The following is a 21824-nucleotide window of genomic DNA, read 5'->3' on the forward strand; positions in this document are numbered from 1 at the left end:
TCTCAGGTCTACTTTCCGCTTTCCTCGGCCTTGACCCAGCGCGTGCCCAGCAGCGCCGGGCCGACAGGCTGCGGGGCTTTGGGCGGGGAGGCGGCGCGGTGGGCGGTGCGCAGCACGGTCTGGACCTCGGCCTCGCTCAGCACGCCCTTTTTTTCCAGCAGGGTCAGCAGGGCGAGGTTGAGCTTGCGCAGGTAGTCCACCTCGGCGCGGAGGTCGGGGGCGCCCGTTTCGGGAGAAGGGGAAGGAGTCATGGGGGCAGCATAGCGGCGCCGGGCCTCACACCGTCGGCCCGCATACGATTTTCCTGCACCGGGACGCGGCGCTGTCCCGCATAGAGCGCCGGGCAGCGGCAATATCCCCTTTGCCGCAAGGGGGGCGGTGGTATGCTGCACAGGTCTCACGCAGGTGATGCGACGTGCAAGTGGCGCCGCCATCACAAGACAGGGCAACGCGGCTCCTCACCTCCTGGCGGTGTGGGGCCGGTACTGAGGAGGACTGAGGAATGTACAAAGGGAGAGAAGGGCAGTGGGCCTTCCTGCTACACCGCCTGTCTGGACTGGCGATTCTGGCTTATCTGATGCTGCATGTGTTCAGCATCGGGTCGGTCATTCTGGGTGAAGAGTTCTACATGCGTATTCACCACACCTACGACCTGTGGCCGTTTCGCGTCGGTCTGATCTTCGTGACGGCCGGGGTGGTCTACCACGCCCTGAACGGCCTGCGCATCATCGTGATGGACTTCGCGGGTGCGGGCGTGGCCTATCAGCGGCAGATGTGGTACGGCGTCATGGCGCTGACCCTGCTCGCCACTGCCTACACCGCCTGGGTCAACATTCCCCGCATTCTGGGAGGCTACTGATGATCAAGGCGCGGACCTTTACCGACGCCCGGGCGCAGGCCCACACCAACGCCGAGCTGAACTGGTGGATTTTCATGCGCATCAGCGGCCTGATTCTGGTCTTCCTGGTGCTGGGGCACATCTACATGACCTTCATTCAGGTCAGCGAGGCCGACGCGACCTATGTCGCCGTGGTCAACAAGCTCAGCAACCCGGCCTGGAAGTTCTACGACTGGCTGATTCTGAGCCTCGCGCTGCTGCACGGGGCCAACGGAGCGCGCTACTCCATCGAGGACTACGTGCGCTCGCGGCCCGACCGCGCCTGGATCAAGGGCATCTTTTACACCGTGATCGCGCTGCTCTTCGCCTTCGGCACCGTGGGCCTGATTTCCATCTGAAGCCCACCACCCGAAGGCAACCAGACAGCTTCAACACCTGATTGAGAGGAACCTTTCATGCATCACCGTTATGACGTGATCGTCGTCGGGGCGGGCGGCGCGGGCCTGATGGCGGCGCTGTACGCTGCCAAACAGGGCGTGTCGGTCGCCTGTATCTCCAAGCTCTATCCCACCCGCTCGCACACCGGCGCGGCCCAGGGCGGCATCGGCGCTGCGCTCGGCAACGTGCAGGAAGACCACTGGGAATGGCACATGTTCGACACCATCAAGGGGGGCGACTACCTGACCGACCAGGACGCCGCCGAGGTGTTCAGTAAGGACATCATCGAAGTGGTGTACGAACTGGAGCACATGGGCCTGCCCTTTTCCCGCACGCCCGAAGGCAAGATCGCCCAGCGCAAGTTCGGCGGCCACACCCGCGACTTCGGCAAGGCCGCCGTGGAGCGCTCCTGCTACGCCAAGGACCGCACCGGCCACATGATTCTCCAGACGCTCTACCAGCAGAACGTCAAGGCCGGCACACTGTTTTTCAACGAGTTCCACGTCACCGACCTGATTATCGAGCAGGGGCGCTGCCGTGGCGTGGTGGCCTACGACCTCGCCACCGGTGAGCTGCACACCTTCCACGCCAAGGCCGTGATTCTGGCGGCGGGCGGCTACGGGCGCGTGTTCAAGATCACCTCCAACGCGCTGACCCTGACCGGCGACCTGATGAGCATCTACTACCGCAAGGGCCTGCCGCTCGAAGACATGGAGTTCTACCAGTTCCACCCCACCGGCCTCGCCAAACTGGGCATTCTGGTGACCGAAGGCATTCGCGGCGAGGGCGGCATTCTGCGCAACGCCAGCGGCGAGCGCTTCATGGAACGCTACGCGCCGACCATCAAGGACCTCGCGCCACGTGACATCGTGGCCAGAAGCATGACCACCGAAATCCGCGAGGGGCGCGGCGTGGGCAAGGACAAGGACGCCATCCACATCGACCTGACCCACCTGCCGCGCGAAGTGATCGAAGGCAAGCTGGCCGAAATCACCGACCTCGCCCGCACCTACCTGGGCCAGGACCCGGTCAAGGACCTCGTGATGGTGCAGCCCACCGCCCACTACGCGATGGGCGGGATTCCCACCGACCTCAACGGCCTGTGCCTGAGCGACGGTCAGGGCGGCTCGGTGGAAGGGCTGTACGCGGCGGGCGAGCAGGCCTGCGTCAGCCTGCACGGCGCCAACCGCCTGGGCACCAACTCGCTGGGCGACCTCGTGGTGTTCGGTCGCCGCGCCGGGATGTTCGCCGCGCAGTACGCCAAGCAGGTCGAGTACGCCGAGATGCCCGAAAACCCCGAGGCCGAAAGCCGCCGCACCTTCGACGAGCTGCGTCAGGCCAGCGGCAAGGACAACGCCGCCGCCATCCGCAAGGAGTTGCAGGAAACGATGATGCGCAACGTGGGCATCTTCCGCAACGGTCCCGACATGGCGGCGCAGGTCGAAATCATCAAGGAACTCAAGACCCGCTACAAGAACGTGAGCGTGTCCGACACCAACGCCCGCTACAACTCCGAACTCGTCGAGGCGCTGGAACTCGGTTTCATGCTCGACTGCGCCGAGGCGATGGCGAGCAGCGCCGTGAACCGCACCGAGTCGCGCGGCGCCCACGACCGCGAGGACTTCCACCAGCGCGACGATCAAAACTGGCTCAAGCACACGATGGCCTACAAGGACCTGAACAACCCGGGCAACGTCATCATCGGCTACAAGGACGTGGCCCTGAAGGGCTTTACCCGCTCCTTCGAGCCTAAAGCCCGCGTCTATTGACAGCGGCAGAGTGGGAAGCGTGCCAGTCGCGCCTTTTCCACTCTGATAAGGAACTGTTATGACCCAGACCCAGACTTCCGTTTCTTCTTCCAGCGCCCTGCCGTCCGGCGCGGCCCCGCTCGCCCCGGCGGACATGCCGATGCTGCAACTGAAAGTCAAGATTCTGCGCTTCAACCCCGAGACCGACAAAAAGGCCAAGTGGGTCACGTACAACCTGGAAGCGCAGGCCGGTGACCGCCTGGTGGACGTGCTCAACGAAATCAAGTGGTACCACGAACCCAGCCTGACCTTCCGCCGCTCCTGCCAGCACGGCATCTGCGGGTCGGACGCGATGATGATCAACGGGCGCAACCGCCTGGCCTGCAAGACTCTGGTGCGTGACCTCGTCAAGGGTTCGGGCGGCGAGATCACCGTCGAGCCGATTCGCGGCCTGAAGGTCGAGCGCGACCTGCTGGTGGACATGGAACCCTTTTTCGATGCGTACAAGGCGATCATGCCGTACTTCATCAACGAGGAACCCGCTCCCGCAGGCGAACGTATCCAGAGCGAGGCGCAGGCCGAGCGCATGGCGCACTCCAGCAACTGCATCCTGTGCGCGTGCTGCACCACCTCCTGCCCGATCTTCTGGGTCAACGGCTCGTACCTCGGCCCGGCGGCCATCGTGCAGGCGCACCGCTTCATCTTCGACAGCCGCGACCAGGCCACGCAGCAGCGGCTGAACATCATGAACCAGAACACCGGCGTCTGGCGCTGCCGCACCGCCTACAACTGCACCGAGGCCTGCCCGCGTGAAATCCCCATCACGGCCCTCATCGAGGAAGTCAAGCGTGCGGTGATGTACCAGCAGGCGTAATTCCCATTCCGACTGCTTTTTGCACGGCGCCTCCTCTGCGGGGCGCCTTTTCGTGGGGCACGGCTTTCCAAATCCGCTGAACCCGCCCCGGCTGTCCATCCATACGGGTCAGCGCCCGACACCTCCAGGCAAGAGCGGCCTATCCGACGAACCGTTTTGGACAAAGGTGTACACTGGACCCGAACGCCGGGCGAAAGTCCCGGCACTTTTGCGGGCAGCCGAGTGGCCCTTTGCTCGTGAATACTTTCACAGGAGTCCTGAAGATGAAAACCCTGATCCTCGGTGCGGGCTACGCTGGCCTCGCCACAGCCACTTCCCTCAAGCCGATCCCCGGCCTCGAAAGCCTGCTGATCGAGCAAAACGCTTACCACACCTTCGAGACCCGGCTGCACGAGGCCGCCGCCCACAACACCCCCGTGACGCTGCCGCTGCTGCCGCTGCTGCGCGGCACCGGCGTGCACCTGGAGCAGGCCCGCGTGGATTACGTGGACCTCGACGAGCGCGAGGTGGGCCTGAAGGACGGGCGCGTGCTGATGTACGACACCCTGGTGGTGGGCCTGGGCAGCGTGACCAACTTCTACCGCATTCCCGGTCTGGCCGAGAACGCCACCGAACTCAAGCAGCTCAGCGACGCCGACGACATCTTCAACTTCGTCAACCGCACCTTCGACAACGGCTACCAGGGCAACCGCGACATCGTGGTCGGCGGCGCGGGTCTGACCGGCGTGGAACTGGTGACCGAACTCGCGCAGCGCGCCGAACTGCTGAGCAAGGAGCGCGGCCTGCCCCCCTTCAACATCTACCTCGTCGAAGCCGGTCCCAAGATTCTGCCCATTCTGGACGAAGCGCTGCGGGCCAAGGCGCAGCAGACGCTGGAAGAGTACGGCATCAAGATCATGGTCGGCCACCGCATCATGCAGGCGACCGCCGACAGCGTGACCGTGCAGACGCAGGGCGGCGAGCAGAAGGTCATCAAGGCGGGCAAGATCATCTGGACCGGCGGCATTCAGGCCCGTGACATCGTGCGCGGTCAGAAGATCGAAAAAGGCCCCGGCGGGCGCATCGCCGTGGACGAGTTCCTGCGGGCCAAGGGCTACTCCGACGTGTTCATCATCGGGGACATGGGGCTGGCGCTCAACCAGGAAGGCAAGCCGGTGCCCACCACCGCGCAGCACGCCGGACAACAGGGCCGCACCACCGCCAAGAACATCATGAACATCGTGCAGAACAGGCCCCTGGTGCCCTACGAGCCGACCACCCTGGGCGAATTCGTGTCGCTCGGCGGCCTGATGGCGGTGGGCTGGATGAAGCTGCCCTGGAACCAGAAGCTCGCCATCACCGGCGGCATCGCCCACGTCATGAAGCGGGCGTCCGAGTGGAAGTGGCGCTCCAGCGTCGACTGAGCCACTGAGACTGGCCCTGTTTTCCCTGCCTCCCCGTTTCCCTGCCTCCCCGGTCCCCCTGTGGGCCGGGGGTTTTGTTTGCCGCCGTGACTCGCCGCTGACGGAACGGCCAGGGTTGAACGAACCTTGAGCCGCAGCCGACGTTCCCCTGACCATTCGGGAGCACAGTGAAGGCAGCCGGGGCAGTCCACCCATCCGGGGCAGGTGCCTCGCCCGCTCTGTGAACCGCAGGTCCAGGAGCTGCAGGTGCGGAAGTTTCGTTCGTGGGGAGATGGACCATACAGACCGGAGAGCGCCGGCCAGACGGCTGACCTTCCCCCGCCTTTGCCTGAGCGCCGGGCTTCGGGTTCTGGGCAAGAAGCGCACGTTCTCCCCAACGACGCTCTTTTCTCCTCCACCCGCAAGGAAGGTGACTTATGCGTGCGTGGACCGCGCTGTTTGCGGCCATCGCTCTGGAAGTGACAGGCACCCTGTCTCTCAAACTTTTCGCATTCGATCAGGGGCAACTCCCGCTGACCTTTTTGCTGCTGGCCGGGTCGTACTGGCTGCTCGCGCAGGCGTTCCGGCAGATTCCGGTGGCGGTGGCGTTCGCCGTGTGGGAGGCCACCGGCCTGCTGCTCATCACGCTGCTGGGCGCCGCGTTGCTGGGCGAGCACCTTCAGCCGCTGCAACTGCTCGCGCTGGGCGGGCTGCTGCTGGGCGCCGCGCTGCTGCACCGGGGCACGCGGGAGGCGGACGCATGACCCCCCTCGCCCTGCTGCTGATTGTGGGGGCGGTGGCGCTGGACCTCGCCGCCAACGCGCTGCTCAAGGTCTCGGACGGGTTTCGCAGGCCGCTGCCGGGGCTGGCCGCGCTGGGGCTGGTGCTGCTCGCCTTTGCCCTGCTGGGACTGGCGGTGCGCGAGGTGCCGGTGGCGGTGGCCTACGCCGCCTGGGGGGGCCTGGGCATCGTGACGGCGGCGCTGCTCTCGCGTCGGCTGGACGGCACCCGGCTGACGGGAACGGCCTGGGCCGGCATCGGCCTGATTGTCCTCAGCGTGGGCGTGCTGAGCCGGGGCCACTGAAGGTCGCAGGAAGGTACAAGATGCCGGGGCAAGCGGCAGGCTGCGGCGGGGCGGGGGTTCGCATTCGGGTTTACACTGCCCCTATGCGCTGGCCCGACCCCGCCGACTTCGTTCACGGCTCTCCCCTGCCGCCGCCGACCGGGTGGACGCGGCCCGGTCTGGTCATGACCTTCAATCTGGAGTGTCCCGGCTGCGTGTCGCGGGGCATTCCTTTCCTCAAGCGGCTGCACGCCGAGTACGGCGAGCATGTCCACCTGCTGGCCGTTCACACCAGTTACGGACATCGGCAGCTCACGCGGGAGGAGGTGGAACCGACCCTGGTGAAATTCGCGCGGGACTTCGCCAAACTGCCGTTTCCGGTGGCGCTCGACCTGGACGGCTCCTTTGCCCGCGAGTGGCAGACCGAGGGCACCCCGCACTGGCTGGCCTTCGCGCCGGGAGGCGAACTGCTGCGGAGCGTGTACGGCAGCCAGGAGAACGCGCAGACCCGGCTGGAATATCTGCTGGCCGAGTGGGGGCAGTCGGGCACCTGACCTCCCGCACCCCTTTCCCCTATCATCGCGCCCATGACCCTGACCCCCCGAGCCTTGCTGCTGCTCAGTGCCCAGCGGCATCACCTGCACGACCGACCCGACGAGCGCGAGCTGGCCCGCGACTGGCTGCGGCACATCGAGGACGCCCGCGCCGCAGGGGACCTGATCGCCCTGGTGCAGTGGGACGGCGAAGTCGGCAGCGAGGGCGAAACCTTCAGCAAGGGCTGGACCCTGTACCCCGACTTCCGCGCCGAGGCGGGCGACGTGCTGGTGCGGGCGCAGCTGCCCGACGCCTTCGCCGGGTCCGACCTCGACGCCGCGCTGCGGGGCCGGGCGGTGCGCGAGCTGACGCTGCTGGGGCTGCCGGGTGAAGAACTGGACGTGACGGCGCAGTCGGCCCGCGTCCTCGGCTATCAGGTGCAGGTCGTGGCGGGAGGCGCCGCGTGAACGGCGAGCGGATGGACTACACGCTGGACGTGCTGCTGCGGCTGCTCGCCACGCCGAGTCCCACCGGGTTCACGGGGGCGGCGGTGGCCCTGGTCGAGGCCGAGCTGCACAAACTGGGCGTGCAGGCCCGGCACACCCGCAAGGGCGCCCTGACCTGGGAAATCGCCGGAACGGGGGCGGGCCACGTCACCTACAGCGGGCACGTGGACACCCTGGGCGCGATGGTCAAGGCGGTCAAACCCAACGGGCGCCTGCTGCTGTGGCCCCTGGGCGGCTACGACTGGGCGACGGTGGAAGGCGAGGACGTGCTGGTCCACCTCCAGAGCGGCGAAATGCTGAGCGGCACGGTGGTCAACGTGCGGCAGTCCACCCACGTTCACGGGGCGGCCCTGCGTGACCTGCGCCGTGAAGCCGCCGTGATGGAGGTGCGTCTGGACGCCGTGACCGGCAGCGCCGCCGAAACGCGGGCGCTGGGGGTGGGCACAGGCGACTTCGTCAGCTTCGACGCCCGGCCCCGCCTGACCCCGGCGGGCTACGTCAAGGCGCGGCACCTGGACAACAAGGCGGCAGTGGCGGTGTTTCTGGCCGTGACCCGCGAGCTGCTGCACTCGCCCCCGGTCAAGACGGTGGCCTTTCACGTCACCACCTATGAGGAGGTCGGGCACGGCGCGGCCACCGGCATTCCCCCGCACACCGACGAGCTGATTGCGGTGGATATGGCGGCAGTGGGCGACGGGCAGACGAGCAGCGAGCACCACGTCACCCTCTGCGTGGCGGACGGCGGCGGACCCTACGACCACGCGCTCGGCAACCGCCTGCGGGCAGCGGCGGCGCGGGCCGGGGTGGAGTTGCGGGTGGACATCTACCCCTTTTACTCCAGCGACGGCACGGCGGCCTGGCGGGCGGGCGGCGACTACCCGGTGGCCCTCATCGGCCCCGGCGTGGACGCCAGCCACGCCTACGAGCGCACCCACACCGACGCCCTGCAAGCCACCGCCGCCCTGATGCTGGCCTACGTGGGCGCCTGATGTCCAGCCTGCCCAGCCTGAAGGGGCTGCCCCGTCTGGTCATCGTGCCCGGCCTGGGCGACTCCGGGCCGGAGCACTGGCAAAGCCTCTGGGAGCAGAAGTTCGGCGCGGCGCGGGTGCGGCAGGACGACCCGGAGAACCCGGCGCCGCAGAGCTGGGCGGCCCGCTTGCAGGAGGTGGTGGAGGCGACCCCTGGCGACCTGGTGCTGGTCGCCCACTCGTGCGGCGTGCCCACCGTCGCGCACTGGGCGCAACTTTATCCCGTCAGCGAACGGGTGAAGGGGGCATTGCTGGTCGCGCCGCCCGACACCGAGAACGCCACCTTGCAGCGCGAACACCCCGCGGCCTGCCAGATGGCCCCGGTGCCTCTGCTTCCCCTCCCCTTCCCGGCATTCGTGGTCGCCAGCGAGAACGACCCCTTCTGCACCCCGGAGCGCGCCGAGCAGTTTGCCGACGCCTGGGGCGCCGCGTTCGTGACGGCGGGCGAGGCCGGACACATCAACATCGCCAGTGGACATGGTGACTGGCCCGAAGGCGAGGTGCTGCTCTCCGAAGCCCTGCACGCCTGGACGCCGCAGGGGTTCACGCGGCTGTGACCAGGAGGCAAAAGGCCAAAACAAAGAAGCAAAGGCGCGTGGCCTTCGCTTCCTGGGGAGGGGCTTAAAAATCAGTTGACAGCGGTGCCGAGGTGCTTGTCGAGCAGCGACTCGAAAGCCCGCTTGGGCTGGGCGCCGACCATGCCTTCGACCGGCTGGCCGTCCTTGAACAGGATCATGGTGGGGATGCTCATGACGCGGAACTGGCCGCTGGTGGCGGGGTTGTCGTCGACGTTGACCTTGGCGACCTTGACGCGGCCTTCGTACTGACCGGCGAGCTCTTCGATGACCGGGGCAATGATGCGGCAGGGGCCACACCAGGGCGCCCAGAAGTCGACCAGGGTCAGGCCCTGCGCGATTTCGCTCGTAAAGTTGCCGTCCGTGAGTTCCACAGGCTTCATGTCCAGAACTATACCCCCCTCCCGCATATCGGCGGATAGGCGGGGCATGGGGACAGGCTGAGCCTGCCTTAACCTGCCGGGTATGCTGGCCCGCATGAACCCCGAATTGCGGCGCGGCGCCGACCTTTTCAACGCCGGGCACTGGTGGGAAGCCCACGAAGCCTGGGAAGACGTCTGGCGGGTGTCCACCGGCGAGCAGCGGGCGCTGGTCCAGGCGCTGATTCTGCTCGCCGCCGCCCTGCACAAACGCTGGCACCACGGCAGCCTCGCGCACCGCAACTTCTACAAAGCCGAAAAGTACCTGGACACCCTGCCCGGCGACTTCGGCGGCGTGAATCTGCTGGCCCTGCGCGGGGCGGTGTGGGAGGCGCTGAACACGGAAGGGCAGCGCCCGCAGTTGCCGCTGGGATGAAGATGGCCGCCCGAACGTGTGCCGGGCGGCCTGCTCAGCGTTGGGGGCGGCGGATTTACCGGCGGCACCCGGCAGCGATTTCGTCGGCGAGGGCGCCCACGTCCTGCCCAGCCTCCACCGCGCCGATAAAGGCGCTGCCGACCACCACGCCGTCGGCGACCTGCGCGACCTGCCGGGCGGTGGCCGCGTCCTTGACGCCGAAGCCCACGACCACCGGCACCTGGGCGTGCTGGCGGGCGAGGGCCAGCATCCGGGGCACTTCGCCGAGCGCCGAGCCTTCGCGGGTGCCGGTCACGCCGGTCACGCTGGCGGCGTACAGAAAGCCGGTGCAGGCCCCGGCCACCAGCTCCACGCGCTCCGGGGTGGAGGTCGGCGCGATGAGGAAGGTCACCCCCAGGCCGTGCTGCGCGGCGAGGTCGGCAATTTCGAGGTCCTGGTCCGGCGGCAGGTCGGGCAGAATCAGCCCGTCCACTCCCGCCGCCTGCGCCAGCCGCATGAATTCGGCGGGTCCGACGGCGTAGATGGGGTTGACATAGGTCATGATGACGAGAGGCGTGTCGTACTTCCGGCGCAGTTCGCGCACCAGATCCAGGGTGCGCCGGGTGCTGGTGCCGCCCGCGAGGGCCTGCTCCGACGCCCGCTGAATGGTGGGGCCGTCACCGAGCGGGTCGGAATAGGGAATCCCGACTTCCATGATGTCGGCGCGGGAGAGCAGTTCGCCCGCCACGTCCAGAAAGCGTCCCGCGTCGGGGTAACCGCCGGTCATGAAGGGAATGAAGGCGGCGCGGCCCTCGGCCCCGGCACGGGCAAAGGCGGCGTGGAGGCGCTGCACGCCCCGGTTCACGGTTTCGGCGGTGGCGGTCATGCCTGGGCCTCCTGGCCTTCCGCCTTGTCCAGCAGGCGCATCACCTCGTTCACGTCCTTGTCGCCGCGCCCCGAGAGGTTGACCACCACGATTTCGTCCGGCTTCATCTGTCCGGCGAGTTCTACGGCGTGATAGATGGCGTGCGCCGATTCCAGCGCCGGGATGATGCCTTCCAGACGGGTGAGCAGCTTGAGCCCTTCGAGCGCCTGCGCGTCGGTGACCGGCACGTATTCGGCCATGCCCATCACCGAGTAGTAGCAGTGCTCGGGGCCGATGCCGGGGTAGTCCAGCCCCGCGCTGATGGAATGCGGCGGCACGATCTGGCCCTCGTCGTCGTTGAGCAGGTACATCATGGAGCCGTGCAGCACCCCGATGCGCCCGCCTGCCACACTGGCGGCGTGCATCCCCGAGTCCACGCCGTGCCCGGCGGCCTCGGTGCCGATCAGACGCGGACGCTCGCTCTCAGGCAGGTAAGCGAAAGGCGCAAAAATCCCGATGGCGTTCGACCCGCCGCCCACACACGCGACGATGGCGTCGGGCACGCTGCGGCCTTCCTTCTCCTGAAGCTGGACCTTGACTTCCTCTCCGATCACGCTCTGAAAGTCGCGGACCATCGCCGGGTAGGGGTGCGGCCCCACCACGCTGCCCAGGATGTAGAAGGTGTCGCGCACGTGCGTGACCCACTCACGAATCGCCTCGTTGGTGGCGTCCTTGAGGGTGCCGGTGCCGCTGGTCACGGGCCGGACCTCGGCGCCGAGGAGCTTCATGCGAAAGACGTTGAGCGACTGACGGCGGATGTCCTCCTCGCCCATGTACACCACGCACGACAGCCCGAGCAGCGCCGCTGCCGTCGCCGTCGCCACCCCGTGCTGCCCGGCGCCGGTTTCGGCAATCACTTTTTTCTTGCCCATCCGCCTGGCGAGCAGGGCCTGGGCCAGACAGTTGTTGATTTTGTGGGCGCCGGTAAAGTTCTGGTCCTCGCGCTTGAGATAAATCCTGGCGCCGCCCGCGTGCTCGGTCAGGCGCTCGGCGAGGTACAGGCTGTTGGGCCGACCCACGAATTCGCGCAGCAGGCGGTCGAGTTCGTCCAGAAAGGCGGGGTCCCGCTTGGCCGCCTCATACGCCTGCTCCAGTTCGTCGAGCGCGGGAATCAGTGTTTCAGGCACATAACGTCCACCAAAGCGGCCATACCGCCCGCGCGCGTCCGGCAGCGGAAAACTGGGGATGGAAAGAGACATGATGCTCAGCTTAGGCCACAGCGCCTTTTCAGTTGCCAAGTAAAGTTAGACGAGTTGTACAGATTTGGGAAGGAAAAAAGGAGGCCGCTTTGTCGGGGCCTCCACCTTGAACGATGCCTTTCGCTCAGTCGCCCAGTTTGTAGGCGCGTGAAACGACGTCTTTGACGGTGACAGTAACAGGCCGATTGTTGGCACTGTATCCAAAGAACTCCAGATCGACCGTACTGTATGCGTTCCGACGTGTGGACTGGACTTCCGACACCAGGGCACTGGCGAGATTGATAGCCATCTGAACGGGAAGCCCGTTGGCGGGAACGGTGTCAGACTTCATGCTTCCGTCGGTATTGAACTGCGGGCAGGACTGATAGTTCGGAAGGCTTGCACGCTCAGGGCAGTCATAGCCCGACGGAACATATAGGTCAGACTTCTCAACTGGCTCAGAAGCGTCGATGATGCGACCATTGTAGTCGTAACGCACAATTCGGTAGCCCGTGATATACGCGGCATCGGAGCCTGGACGGGACATGAACGTGAAAGTCGCCGGGCCAACCTCACCCACGGTCCACGTCTCTTTCGCCGGAGTGACATTGCCCTTGTCGTCTGTGGTGGCGGGTGTGTACGAACGGGTCACATCGACTCTTGAAGCCGCGTCGTCGGCGTCAACGCCTATGCTCACACGGCCATTTCCACTGATCTGGGGCGGAGCACTGCCGCAGGCACTCAGTGCCAAACCTGCCAAAAGCAACAAGGAAGTCATTCTTTTCATACCGTTTCCTCCGTCGGCCCCGCTTGAGGCCCGAGCATATAGAAGGCGAGTCGTTTCATACCAGCCAGGAAATCCACGTTTTCCACCGTGACTTCCCGTTCCCCGGTGGGGGTAGACACGAGCAGGTCCTGGGTTTGCAGCACGGCTGGAGCAAAGTTGAGGATGCCGCCCACCCCCGCCGCCGCCAGTGCCTGCGCCGCCGCCTGGGCATGTTCGGCAGGCACCGTCAGCAGGCCCAGGTCCACCTGCCGGGGGGTCCCCGCCACCGAGGCGACGAACGGCCCGAGCTGACCGATATGCTGAATGGTCAGCCCGCGCACCTCGCGCCCCACCACGTCCGGAGCCACGTCGAACAGGCCGACGTTGCGAAACTGGTAGTCGCTGGCGCCCGGATAGTTGGCGATGGCGTGCCCGAGGCGGCCCATGCCGACGATCACCACGTTCCAGGTCTGGTCGAGGCCCAGCTTTCGCAGAAGCTCACGGCGCAGCACCGCCACGGTGTACCCGATGCCGCGCGTGCCGAAGCGCCCGAAGTAGGTCAGGTCCTTGCGCACCTGAAAGGGCGTGACCCCGGCCCGCCGCGCGAGGTCGCCGCTGGAGGCCTGCTGGACGTTCTGGGCTTCCAGCTCCTCCAGCACCCGGACATAGGTGACCACGCGGCCCAGCGTGGCGGTCGGGATGTCGGACACTCGCACTCGGCTCACCGCAACCTGAAGTGGTCGAGGCCCGCCGCGTCGAGTCGGCCCTCGGCGGCGAGCAGGGCGTCCCCCGACAGCGGCCCGAGCAGCACGGTCACCTTGCCGGTTTCAGGGGCGTTGACACTGGGGGTAAAGCCCTGCGCCCGGAGCTGCTCGACAAAGCGCCGCGCGCCCTCGACGGTGTTGAAGGCCCCGACCTGCACGTAGACCGGACCCGCCGGAGCGGGCAGCGGGGCCGGGGGAGCGGCGGCCTCCGTCGGCGCTGCCGGCTCGCTGGCCGGAGGGTCAGGCGTGACGGCAGCAGGCGCAGCGGGGTCAGGCGCCGCAGACGCCGAGGCCGCCGCAGTGGTTTGCAGGGTGCGGCCCCGGGGCGGATACAGCTCGGCCCGGGCGTAGGCGCGGCGGATGTCGGCGGCGGCCTGCTGGCCGGTCGCTTCGTCGGGGAAGGGGCCGACCTGCGCCACGAACTGGTTCCCCAGGTCGATGGCATAGACGGTGTATCCCAGGGCGCCCACTCCCGCCGTCGCCGAGCGCAGGGCCGCCTCGCTGCCGAAGGTGCCCAGCATCACGCGGTACTCGCTGCGCAGCGGCGTGCGCTGGGCACTGGGCGAGACAGCCGGGGTGCCCGCAGCCGGTGCAGGCGCGGGGGAGTCCGGTTCGCTCTGCGTCTGCGCCGGGGCACCGGCTTCGGGCGTGGCCGGGGCTTCGGGCTGTGGCCGGGCCGGAGTCGCTGCTGCAGGAGTGGGCGCCTGGTTCACAGGAGCCTGAGCTGCCGGAGCCTGGGCTGCCGGAGCCTGGGCCACTGGAGCCTGGGCCACTGGGGTCTGGGCCGCCGAAGCCTGAGCAGCCGGAGTTTGGGACGCGGAAGCGGGGGTGCCCGCTGCGGCGGTCTCCGGTTTCGCTTGGGTGGGTGGAGCAGGCAGGCGCCGAGGCTCCGGCAGGACCGGGGGCGGAATCTTGGGCGCAGGCGGCGTCGCCGGGGCCGGAGGAATCGTGCCTGCCTGGGCCTGAGTGGGCGCCGAGGGCGCGGCGGGTGCCGATGAAGACAGCCCGGTCACGGCGCCAGGAGACACCGGAATGGTGGAGGGCGGCTGCGGCGCGGCGACCTCTTCAGCCGGGCGGCGCTTGCCGTCGAGCAGAAGGCTCCCCAGGCCCAGGCCCAGGGCGAGGACCAGACCGGCAGCCGTGTATTCAGGCCAGCGGCGCAGACCGGCAGCGGTCCGGCGGGGTCGGGGGCGTCCGGGTGAGGGGGTCCGGGCGCCGGTCATTTGAGCGCGTCCTTGGCCCGCGAGCTGCCGAGGCCAGCGGCGGTCTTGAAGGACTGACGGGCTTCGTCGGGGCGTTGCTGGGCACGCTGCGAGAGTCCCAGCAGGTACCAGCCCTCGGCGTTCTTGGCCTCGTCGGTCACCAGACCACGCAGCAGCGCCTCGGCTTCCGCGTAGCGGGCGGTGGCGAGCAGGGCGGCGGCGAGGTTTTGCCGGGCGGCGGGGGTGGGCCGCAGCCGCACGCTCTCGCTCAGGACCGGCACCGCCGAGGCGTAGTCCTTCAGGGCGTAGTAGCTCAGGCCCAGCCACAGCAGACTGTCGGCGTCGGGCACGGCCAGCACGCTGGAATTGAGCGCGGCGCGGGCCTGGGCGTACCGGCCCTGGCGGTAGGCGACCACGCCACGCACGTACTGCGCCCGCGCCTGGGTGCTGGCGTCGGGCGTGAGCCTGAGCGCCTGCTGAGCGGCCTGGGCCGCCTCCTGATACTGGTTGCCTTCCAGATACAGCGCGGCGAGGGCGCCGTGAAGCCGCGCCGACTTCGGCGTGAGCGCCAGCGCGTCACGGTAGGCCCGAATCGCGGCCGCACGCTGGCCGAGCAGGGCGAGCAGTTCGGCCTCGCGGACCACGGCGGCAGGCAGGCGGCGGTCTTCCTGCCGGGCTTCGCTGGCCGCGTTCAGGGCGCCGCGCAGGTTCTTCTGGGCCTGAAGCAAGGCAGACTGCCGCAGCAGCAGCGCCGCCCGGTCGGTGCCGGTCAGCACCCGCGCGGCGGCGGCGCTGAGTTCGCGCACGGCGCGGTCGGGCAGCCCCTGGGCGACGTACAGATCAGCCAGCAGCAGCGCCGCTTGCAGACTGCTGGGCTTGCGTTCCAGCACCGCGTAGGTCACCGGCAGCGCGTCGGCATACTGTCCGGCCCGATAGAGCGTCTGGGCGTGGCGGTAAATGTACTCGACGTTTTCCGGATTGGCCGTCCGCAGCGCGGCGTAGGTCGCCGAGAGGGCCGCGTAGTCCTTGACCCGCCCCTGCTCGGTCGCCAGCGCCTGCAGCAGCGTTTCCCGGGCGGCAGGCGGGGCTGAGACCGCCAGCGCCAGCGCGTCGCCGTACAGCCGCAGCGCCTCGGGGTAGCGGCCTTCCCGGGCCGCGATGACGCCCAGGTTGTAAGGCCCTTCGTACCGCTGGGGAGCGAACTGCATGAACTGCCCGAACTCGAACGCGGCCCCTCGCAGGTCCCCGAGCTGATACAGCGCCAGACCCAGCCCGAAGTGCGGCTCGGGGCTGCTGTAGTTGCGCACGATCAGCGCCTCGAACTCGTTACGGGCCTGGGCAAAACGCCCGGAGGCAAACTGCGCCTGTGCCCCCAGCAACAGTTGCTGCTGCTCGGCGGTCAGCGGCACCACCACAGGCGCGGGCCGGGCGGCGGGGGTCTGTTCGGCCGCCGCCTGACCGGTCTGTGCGGGTACAGTCGGCGCAGCGGGAGCCGGGGCGGGTGCAGCCTGGGCGGGTTGAGGCTGACCGGGAACGGAGGCCGGAGACGCCGGGGCAGTGCCGATGGGCTGGCCGTCCTTGCACAGTTCGGGGGCCATCTGGCAGGCGTCGAACTGCACGGTCATGGAACCGGGCACCTGCCGGACGCCGGGCTGCACCTGGTTGAGGGTGTTCTGCACCCCGATGGCGGCTGAGGTATCCATCAGGGTCTGGGCCTGGGCACCCGCGCCGCAGGCCAGCCAGACCCCAAGAAGCAGGCGGGCGGCGAGAAACCGGGAAGTGTCAGGGGAAACAAGCATGAATAGAGCCTCCTGAAAAGACGGGCAGCAGTCAGTATGACGCCAGCGGCCTTGCGCAACCCTTACTGCGCCGGACCCCGGCGATGGGGACAGCCTCTTCACCTTGATTTTCCCATGCCCCGTCAGGGAAAAAAACCTTTGCCCCCAGTGCCCCCCGCAGGCCCAGCTTGAAGCGGTTTCCCGAAGCGGCGTTTCCGGGAATCAGGCGGCGCCGACCGCTCCGGTGCGGGCGCCGGGACGCCGCAACGCGAGCTGCCCGCAGGCGGCTCCGGCATCCTTGCCGCGCGAGCGCCGCACCGACACGTCCACCCCCCGGTCCTGAAGAGCGTCGTAAAACGCCTGAATCTGCTCCTCGCTGCTCGACTCGAAGTCCGAGCCTTCCCAGGGGTTCATGGGAATGAGGTTGACGTGGCTGACCAGCCCGCTCAGGCGGTCGGCGAGCAGTTCGGCCTGCCACAGATGGTCGTTGACGCCGCGCAGCATGGTGTATTCCATCGTCACGCGCCGCCCGGTCACCGATTGGTAATCGCGGGCCGCCGCCATGATCTCGTCAATCGAGTTGGCCGCGCCGGTGGGGATGATCTTCTGGCGCGTCTCCTCGTCGGGGGCGTGCAGCGAGATGGCGAGCTTGATGCCCAGGTCGTCTTCTTCGGCGAGGCGGCGAATCCCTTTGGCGATGCCCACCGTCGAGAGGGTCACGCGGCGCTTGCTCATGCCCAGCGCGTCGGGGTGCAGCAGCACGCGGGCCGCCGCCATGCTGTGCTCGTAGTTGAGCAGCGCCTCGCCCATGCCCATGAACACCAGGTTGCGAATCTCACGCGGGGAAATCCCCTCGCCCCCGGCCACCGCCAGCACCTGTCCCACGATTTCGCCCGGAGTCAGGTTGCGCCCGAAGCCCATTTTTCCGGTCGCGCAAAAGGCGCAGCGGGCCGGGCAACCGACCATGGTGGACACACAGATGGTCTTGCGGTCGAGGTAAGGCATGTAGACCGCTTCCATTTGCCGCCCGTCGAGCAGGGTAAAGAGGTACTTGACCGAGCCGTCGTGGCTGCGCACGGTTTCGATGTCCTGAAAGGGGTTGAGGCGGTACTCGGCTTCCAGCTGTGCCCGCAGCCCGGCGGGCAGGTTGGTCATGGTGTCGAAGGCCCCCACCCCCTGCACGAAGACCCACTCCAGCAGTTGCTTGCGGCGAAAGCCCTCCAGGGGATAGTCGTCAGGGTGCAGGTCGAGAAGCAGGCGCATCAGCGCAGTCTAGAGCAACCCGGCAGCGGCATTTGTGGACTGCCAGACGTGGGCTGTGCGCGGCCCCTGATACGGATTCCGCTTCATTCCTGCACAGTCGGGCCTATACAGTTGGGAAGGCGCCGCCTGTGCATCCATATCGCAGAATCCGTATTTTTTCCTACTCGCATCCGCTCTGCTGCGCAGCTTTGCAAGTCGGATTGAATCTGAAACGACCAGATTCAATCGGAATCCGTATGACCTCTCCCCACGGCCTCTCCCCCCCGCCTCTGTCACGCTTCTCCGCGCACCGCTTCCGGCCCGGTCAGGGGCAGCTCGACGAATTCGGGGGGCAACGTGACCAGTTCGGTCAGCAGCCGCTCGGGACGCCCCTGCGGGGCCAGTTCGCCCAGCCGGGCCACGAAGCCCGCCTCGGGAAAGTAGGCCATGCCGCTGTCCAGCGCCAGACACAGACCCTCGGCGTAGAGCACCGGCACGGTGGGGCCGTCGGGCAGGTCGTGGCCGCTGCCCTGAAGCAGCAGCGGGGTGGGGGTGTGCCCGTGGACCAGCCGCTCGCCGCCGAAGCGCTCCAGCACCCGCCGGGCCTGCGCCGCTCCGTCCGGTCCGGCGAACTTCAGCCGGTCCACGAAGGCGTTGGCGAACGCCGACCACGAGGCCGCTTCGGAGCTGAGCAGCAGTTCGGCGGCGCGGGCGTTGACCTCCGGCACCGTGTCGCCCAGCCCCAGGTAAAACGGTGAGTCGGCGTGCAGCAGCAGCCAGCCCTGCGCGTGGGCCAGCAGGGGCCGGGCACGCAACCAGGCCAGGTCGTCGGGGGCGAGGCGTTCGAGGTCGCTCAGCTGCCCACCGTTGACCCGCCAGTACTCGAAAAAGCCCAGCCGGTCACGCGGGTCGTGCTCGCGAAACAGCGCCGCCGCCAGAAACATCACCTCGTGGTTGCCCAGCAGCGCCGTGACCTCGCCGCCCGCCGCCCGTGCCTGGGCCTCCAGCGACCGCACCAGCCGCAGCACGCCCAGTCCGTCGGGTCCCCGGTCGAAATAGTCCCCCAGAAAGACCAGCCGCGCCGCGCCCCCGGTCCAGCGGCCCAGGGCGTCGGTCAGCCCGGCCCGCAGCAGCAGCGCCCGCAGCTTGTCATGGGCACCGTGAATGTCGCCCACCACCCACAGCGGGCAAGCGGACGCGGAAGCCGGTTCAGGGCGCAGGGGGTCCAGACTCAAGAGGGCCTCGGCAGCATGTCGCCGCAGGATAGCGGCTGGGCTGCCCCCTGGGGCGCGGTCAACGTGTCCGGTCCGGCCAACTGTCCGCTGCCCCGGCCAGCAGGTCGTCGGCCTCCTCGCTGGCGCCGCCGCTGTCCGCACCGGTATCGGGGTTCAGGTCGGGCGCCTGCTCTCCAGTGGGGGCAGGCAGGGTCCGCCACTTCGTCATGCGCTCGCTGAGGTCGTCCTGCAAGCGGCGCACGTTGCCCTCCAGGTGGGCGCGGGAAGCGTCGAGTTCGTGGCGCAGACGCATGATTTCCTCGACGCCCGCGAGGTTGACGCCGAGTTCCTGGGTCAGTCGCCGGATTTCGCGCAGGTGCTCGATGTCGCGCTCGGAGTACAGCCGGGTCTTGCCGCTGCTTCTCCCCGGACGAATCAGGCCCTTGCGTTCATACAGCCGCAGCGTCTGGGGGTGCATGTCCACCAGCTCGGCGGCGATGGAAATCACGTAGACGGGCCGGTCACGCGGGTCGGGCGCCGCGCCGGGGGCGGGCAGAGCCTGGGGCCGCGCCTGCTCACGCAGTTCGTCCTCGATGCGCTCGATTTCGGCCTCGAACTCCTGTTGCAGGTCGTCGAGCTGGTGTTGCAGGCGCATGACTTCCTCCACGCCCGCGAGGTTGACACCGAGTTCCTGGGCCAGGCGCCGGATTTCGCGCAGGTGCTCAATGTCGCGCTCGGAATACAGCCGGGTCTTGCCGCTGGAGCGCCCCGGACGAATCAGGCCCTTGCGTTCGTACAGCCGCAGCGTCTGGGGATGCATGTCCACCAGTTCCGCCGCCACCGAGATGACGTAGACAGGGCGATGTTTGGCGTCCGAACCCATAAGCGGAGTTGAGTATACCGCAAGCAAGGTTGCTGCGCCGCCGATGGCAGGGGCTGCGCCGCTGAGGGCGGATAGCGGAGGGCAGATGGCCTGGGGCGGGGAGCTGTCGCAAGCCTCCTTATTCCATCATCATTCCATCATCCATCAGCGAAGCGGAACCATCATCCATCATCAACGTCTCTAAGCCTCGGCCCCCACCAGCCACAGCGCCCGGAACGGCGAAAGCGTGAGCGTCGGGCGGGTGAGATGAAAGTGGTTGGCCGAGAGCAGGTCACGCGCCCCGTCCCCGAGCTGCTCGCGCAGGACGTGGGCCGGAAACTGGATGCGGTGCTCGCTGAAGTTGTAGACCTGCACCATGACCCCCAGCGGGTGCTCGCGCCGCAGCAGCAGCACGCAGGGGTCGGGACTGGGCAGCGGGCGGCTCTCGATGCTGGCGTGCAGGTGCGGGGTGCGGCGGCGCACGGCGAGCAGATGGCGCAGCCCCGCGTTCATGCGGGCAGCGGGCAGTGTGGGGTCGGCCTGAATCGCCTTTGCCAGCGCCCAGTCCATGCGCGGGCGGTGAACCCAGCGGTTGTCGGCGGCGTGTTCGGGGGTGTCGGCAAAAGCGTAGTCGTTAAGCAGCGCCAACTCGTCGCCCATGTAGAGCAGCGGCACCCCGCCGAAGCCCAGCATCAGCGTGTGGAGGAGCAGCAGGCGGCCCAGGGCGTCGTCTACCCGCGCCGGGTCGTCACTTTCGAGTGCCTGTTCCAGTCCGGCGAGGCTGGCGGCGGTGCCCGAAATGCGGCGGTCGCCCGTCTGCGGGTTGTGCTGAAAGACCAGGCCCCGCGCAAAACTGCCCGCAAAGTCGCCGCTGTAGAAATCCGACAGAAAGCGGCGGTGCTCGGGTCCGCTCAGGCCCACCCTCGCCGCGTCCTCGTCGGAAACGGCCCAGCCGATGTCGTCGTGACAGCGCACGTAGCTGCCCCAGGTCGTGTTGGTCGGTTTGGGCGGAAAAGCCGTGAGCGCCGCCGACAGCAACCGCACGTCCCGCGAGGCGAGCGCACTCCACATCTGCACCATCAGCGAGTTGTGGTAGGCCATGTCCGACACCCGCCCGTGGTGGTCGCGCGAGCCGAGGTAATGAATCAGGTCGCCCGGCGCCACAATCGCCTCGGCCTTGAACGCCACCGCCGGGGCCACCACGCGGGTCGCCGCCCGCAGCGCGTGGGTGAGCCGGTGGACTTCGGGCTGGTTCTGGCAATCGGTGCCCAGCCGCTTCCACAAAAAAGCGATGGCGTCGAGCCGGAAGACCTCCACTCCCCGGTTGGCGAGGTACAGAATCAGGTCGAGGTACTCACGGAACACGGCGGGGTTGCTCCAGTTCACGTCCCACTGGTAGCGGTTGAAGGTCGTCCAGACCCAGCCCTGCAAAGCCTCGTCCCAGGTGAAGTTGCCCGGCGCGAAGTCCGGAAAGACCTCTGGCAATGTCTGTTCGAAGGCGTCGGGCTGGGTACGGTCCGGGTAGACGTGGAAGTAGTCGCGGTAGGCGGCTTCCCCGGCCCTGGCGCGGGCCGCCCACTCATGTTCCTCGGCCACATGGTTGAGCACCAGATCCAGCACCAGGCTGATGCCCTTGCCGCGCAACTCACGGGCCAGCGCCGAGAGGTCGTCGATGCTGCCCAGGTCCCCACGCACGGCCCGGTAGTCCTGCACCGCGTACCCGCCGTCGTTTTCGCCGTCGCGGGGGCGCAGCAGCGGCATCAGGTGCAGGTACTTGACCCCCAGGTCTTGCAGATAACCGACCTGTTCACCGACCCCCCTCAGGGTTCCGGCAAAGCGGTCGGCGTAGGCGACGTAGCCCACCATGTCGGGCGCTTGCAGCCAGTCGGGGCGCAGCAGCCGGGCCTCGTCCAGCCGCCGCAGGTCAGCGGGGCGGGCGTGGTAGGCGTGCAGCATCACTTCGAGCAGTTCGGCCAGAAGTGCGTCGGCCCGCTCGCCGTACACCGCCCGCAGATTGTCGGCCAGTTCGGGGCCGTAGCGCTCCAGCCGCAGCAAAAAGGTGTCGGCCTCGCGGTCGTCGTCGAAAGCGGGGCGCAGGCGGGCGGTGAGGTCGGGCGTGAGCATGGAAGGCCA

The 21824-nt window shown here is 67.9% G+C and carries 24 protein-coding genes; 12 read left to right on the forward strand and 12 right to left on the reverse strand.

Going from position 1 to position 21824, the window contains the following annotated elements; genetic code table 11:
* Positions 1 to 8: 8 nt before the first annotated feature.
* A complete protein-coding gene (locus G6R31_RS07295) occupies positions 9 to 251 on the reverse strand; it encodes a hypothetical protein (RefSeq protein WP_017868975.1) in 243 nt (80 codons plus the stop codon).
* Positions 252 to 502: 251 nt separating this feature from the next.
* Here G6R31_RS07295 and sdhC point away from each other — a divergent pair, with 251 nt between their 5' ends.
* From sdhC to G6R31_RS07350, 11 genes are all read left to right on the forward strand, one after another.
* A complete protein-coding gene (sdhC, locus tag G6R31_RS07300) occupies positions 503 to 859 on the forward strand; it encodes a succinate dehydrogenase, cytochrome b556 subunit (RefSeq protein ID WP_017868976.1) in 357 nt (118 codons plus the stop codon).
* Positions 859 to 1236 (forward strand): succinate dehydrogenase hydrophobic membrane anchor subunit, encoded by a 378-nt coding sequence (locus tag G6R31_RS07305; protein ID WP_017868977.1) that lies wholly within the window; start codon positions 859 to 861, stop codon positions 1234 to 1236. Before sdhC ends, G6R31_RS07305 begins: the two co-directional genes overlap by 1 nt.
* A 57-nt stretch (positions 1237 to 1293) precedes the next feature.
* Complete coding sequence (sdhA, locus tag G6R31_RS07310; RefSeq protein ID WP_017868978.1) at positions 1294 to 3045, forward strand: succinate dehydrogenase flavoprotein subunit; 1752 nt, start codon at positions 1294 to 1296, stop codon at positions 3043 to 3045.
* Between the two features lie 58 nt (positions 3046 to 3103).
* Positions 3104 to 3898, forward strand: coding sequence for a succinate dehydrogenase iron-sulfur subunit (locus G6R31_RS07315; RefSeq protein WP_017868979.1), 795 nt, complete (start codon positions 3104 to 3106; stop codon positions 3896 to 3898).
* A gap of 263 nt (positions 3899 to 4161) precedes the next feature.
* Positions 4162 to 5301, forward strand: coding sequence for an NAD(P)/FAD-dependent oxidoreductase (locus tag G6R31_RS07320; protein WP_017868980.1), 1140 nt, complete (start codon positions 4162 to 4164; stop codon positions 5299 to 5301).
* Between the two features lie 416 nt (positions 5302 to 5717).
* Entirely contained in the window at positions 5718 to 6044 is a 327-nt protein-coding gene (locus tag G6R31_RS07325) for a DMT family transporter (protein ID WP_017868981.1), read from the forward strand.
* Positions 6041 to 6364: a DMT family transporter gene (locus tag G6R31_RS07330; RefSeq protein ID WP_017868982.1), complete on the forward strand. Its 324-nt coding sequence runs from the start codon at positions 6041 to 6043 to the stop codon at positions 6362 to 6364. The genes G6R31_RS07325 and G6R31_RS07330 overlap by 4 nt, the downstream gene beginning before the upstream one ends.
* A gap of 83 nt (positions 6365 to 6447) precedes the next feature.
* Positions 6448 to 6897: a TlpA family protein disulfide reductase gene (locus tag G6R31_RS07335; protein WP_017868983.1), complete on the forward strand. Its 450-nt coding sequence runs from the start codon at positions 6448 to 6450 to the stop codon at positions 6895 to 6897.
* Positions 6898 to 6930: 33 nt separating this feature from the next.
* Positions 6931 to 7344, forward strand: a complete 414-nt coding sequence (locus G6R31_RS07340) for an isochorismatase family protein (protein WP_017868984.1) — start codon at positions 6931 to 6933, stop codon at positions 7342 to 7344.
* 11 nt (positions 7345 to 7355) lie between these two features.
* Positions 7356 to 8372, forward strand: coding sequence for a M42 family metallopeptidase (locus G6R31_RS07345; RefSeq protein WP_017868985.1), 1017 nt, complete (start codon positions 7356 to 7358; stop codon positions 8370 to 8372).
* Positions 8372 to 8968 (forward strand): RBBP9/YdeN family alpha/beta hydrolase, encoded by a 597-nt coding sequence (locus tag G6R31_RS07350; protein WP_017868986.1) that lies wholly within the window; start codon positions 8372 to 8374, stop codon positions 8966 to 8968. Before G6R31_RS07345 ends, G6R31_RS07350 begins: the two co-directional genes overlap by 1 nt.
* A 71-nt stretch (positions 8969 to 9039) precedes the next feature.
* On the opposite strand, the gene trxA is transcribed toward G6R31_RS07350, so the two are convergent.
* Positions 9040 to 9369 (reverse strand): thioredoxin, encoded by a 330-nt coding sequence (trxA, locus tag G6R31_RS07355; RefSeq protein WP_017868987.1) that lies wholly within the window; start codon positions 9367 to 9369, stop codon positions 9040 to 9042.
* A gap of 82 nt (positions 9370 to 9451) precedes the next feature.
* Here trxA and G6R31_RS07360 point away from each other — a divergent pair, with 82 nt between their 5' ends.
* Positions 9452 to 9781, forward strand: coding sequence for a DUF309 domain-containing protein (locus tag G6R31_RS07360; RefSeq protein WP_017868988.1), 330 nt, complete (start codon positions 9452 to 9454; stop codon positions 9779 to 9781).
* Positions 9782 to 9836: 55 nt separating this feature from the next.
* Here the strand turns inward: G6R31_RS07360 and trpA are convergent, their stop codons facing one another.
* The 10 genes from trpA to G6R31_RS07410 form a co-directional block, all read right to left on the reverse strand.
* Complete coding sequence (gene trpA, locus G6R31_RS07365; protein ID WP_017868989.1) at positions 9837 to 10646, reverse strand: tryptophan synthase subunit alpha; 810 nt, start codon at positions 10644 to 10646, stop codon at positions 9837 to 9839.
* Positions 10643 to 11884, reverse strand: coding sequence for a tryptophan synthase subunit beta (gene trpB / locus G6R31_RS07370; RefSeq protein ID WP_017868990.1), 1242 nt, complete (start codon positions 11882 to 11884; stop codon positions 10643 to 10645). The genes trpA and trpB overlap by 4 nt, the downstream gene beginning before the upstream one ends.
* A gap of 124 nt (positions 11885 to 12008) precedes the next feature.
* A complete protein-coding gene (locus G6R31_RS07375; protein ID WP_017868991.1) occupies positions 12009 to 12650 on the reverse strand; it encodes a hypothetical protein in 642 nt (213 codons plus the stop codon).
* Positions 12647 to 13339 carry a redox-sensing transcriptional repressor Rex gene (locus tag G6R31_RS07380; protein ID WP_017868992.1) on the reverse strand — a complete coding sequence of 231 codons (693 nt, stop codon included), beginning with the start codon at positions 13337 to 13339 and terminating at the stop codon, positions 12647 to 12649. The genes G6R31_RS07375 and G6R31_RS07380 overlap by 4 nt, the downstream gene beginning before the upstream one ends.
* Before the next feature lie 11 nt (positions 13340 to 13350).
* A complete protein-coding gene (locus tag G6R31_RS07385; protein WP_081608164.1) occupies positions 13351 to 14616 on the reverse strand; it encodes an SPOR domain-containing protein in 1266 nt (421 codons plus the stop codon).
* Complete coding sequence (locus tag G6R31_RS07390; RefSeq protein ID WP_017868994.1) at positions 14613 to 16394, reverse strand: tetratricopeptide repeat protein; 1782 nt, start codon at positions 16392 to 16394, stop codon at positions 14613 to 14615. Before G6R31_RS07390 ends, G6R31_RS07385 begins: the two co-directional genes overlap by 4 nt.
* A gap of 201 nt (positions 16395 to 16595) precedes the next feature.
* Complete coding sequence (gene rlmN / locus G6R31_RS07395) at positions 16596 to 17636, reverse strand: dual-specificity RNA methyltransferase RlmN (RefSeq protein WP_017868995.1); 1041 nt, start codon at positions 17634 to 17636, stop codon at positions 16596 to 16598.
* A 272-nt stretch (positions 17637 to 17908) separates the two neighbouring features.
* A complete protein-coding gene (locus G6R31_RS07400) occupies positions 17909 to 18850 on the reverse strand; it encodes a metallophosphoesterase (RefSeq protein WP_164993974.1) in 942 nt (313 codons plus the stop codon).
* A gap of 58 nt (positions 18851 to 18908) precedes the next feature.
* Positions 18909 to 19712, reverse strand: coding sequence for a heat shock protein transcriptional repressor HspR, fused homodimer type (gene hspR / locus G6R31_RS07405; RefSeq protein ID WP_017868997.1), 804 nt, complete (start codon positions 19710 to 19712; stop codon positions 18909 to 18911).
* Between the two features lie 180 nt (positions 19713 to 19892).
* Positions 19893 to 21815, reverse strand: a complete 1923-nt coding sequence (locus G6R31_RS07410; protein ID WP_017868998.1) for an alpha-amylase family protein — start codon at positions 21813 to 21815, stop codon at positions 19893 to 19895.
* Positions 21816 to 21824 lie beyond the last annotated feature (9 nt).

Origin of the sequence: Deinococcus wulumuqiensis R12, assembly GCF_011067105.1 — a bacterium.
In the GTDB taxonomy this organism is placed as follows: Bacteria; Deinococcota; Deinococci; order Deinococcales; family Deinococcaceae; genus Deinococcus; species Deinococcus wulumuqiensis.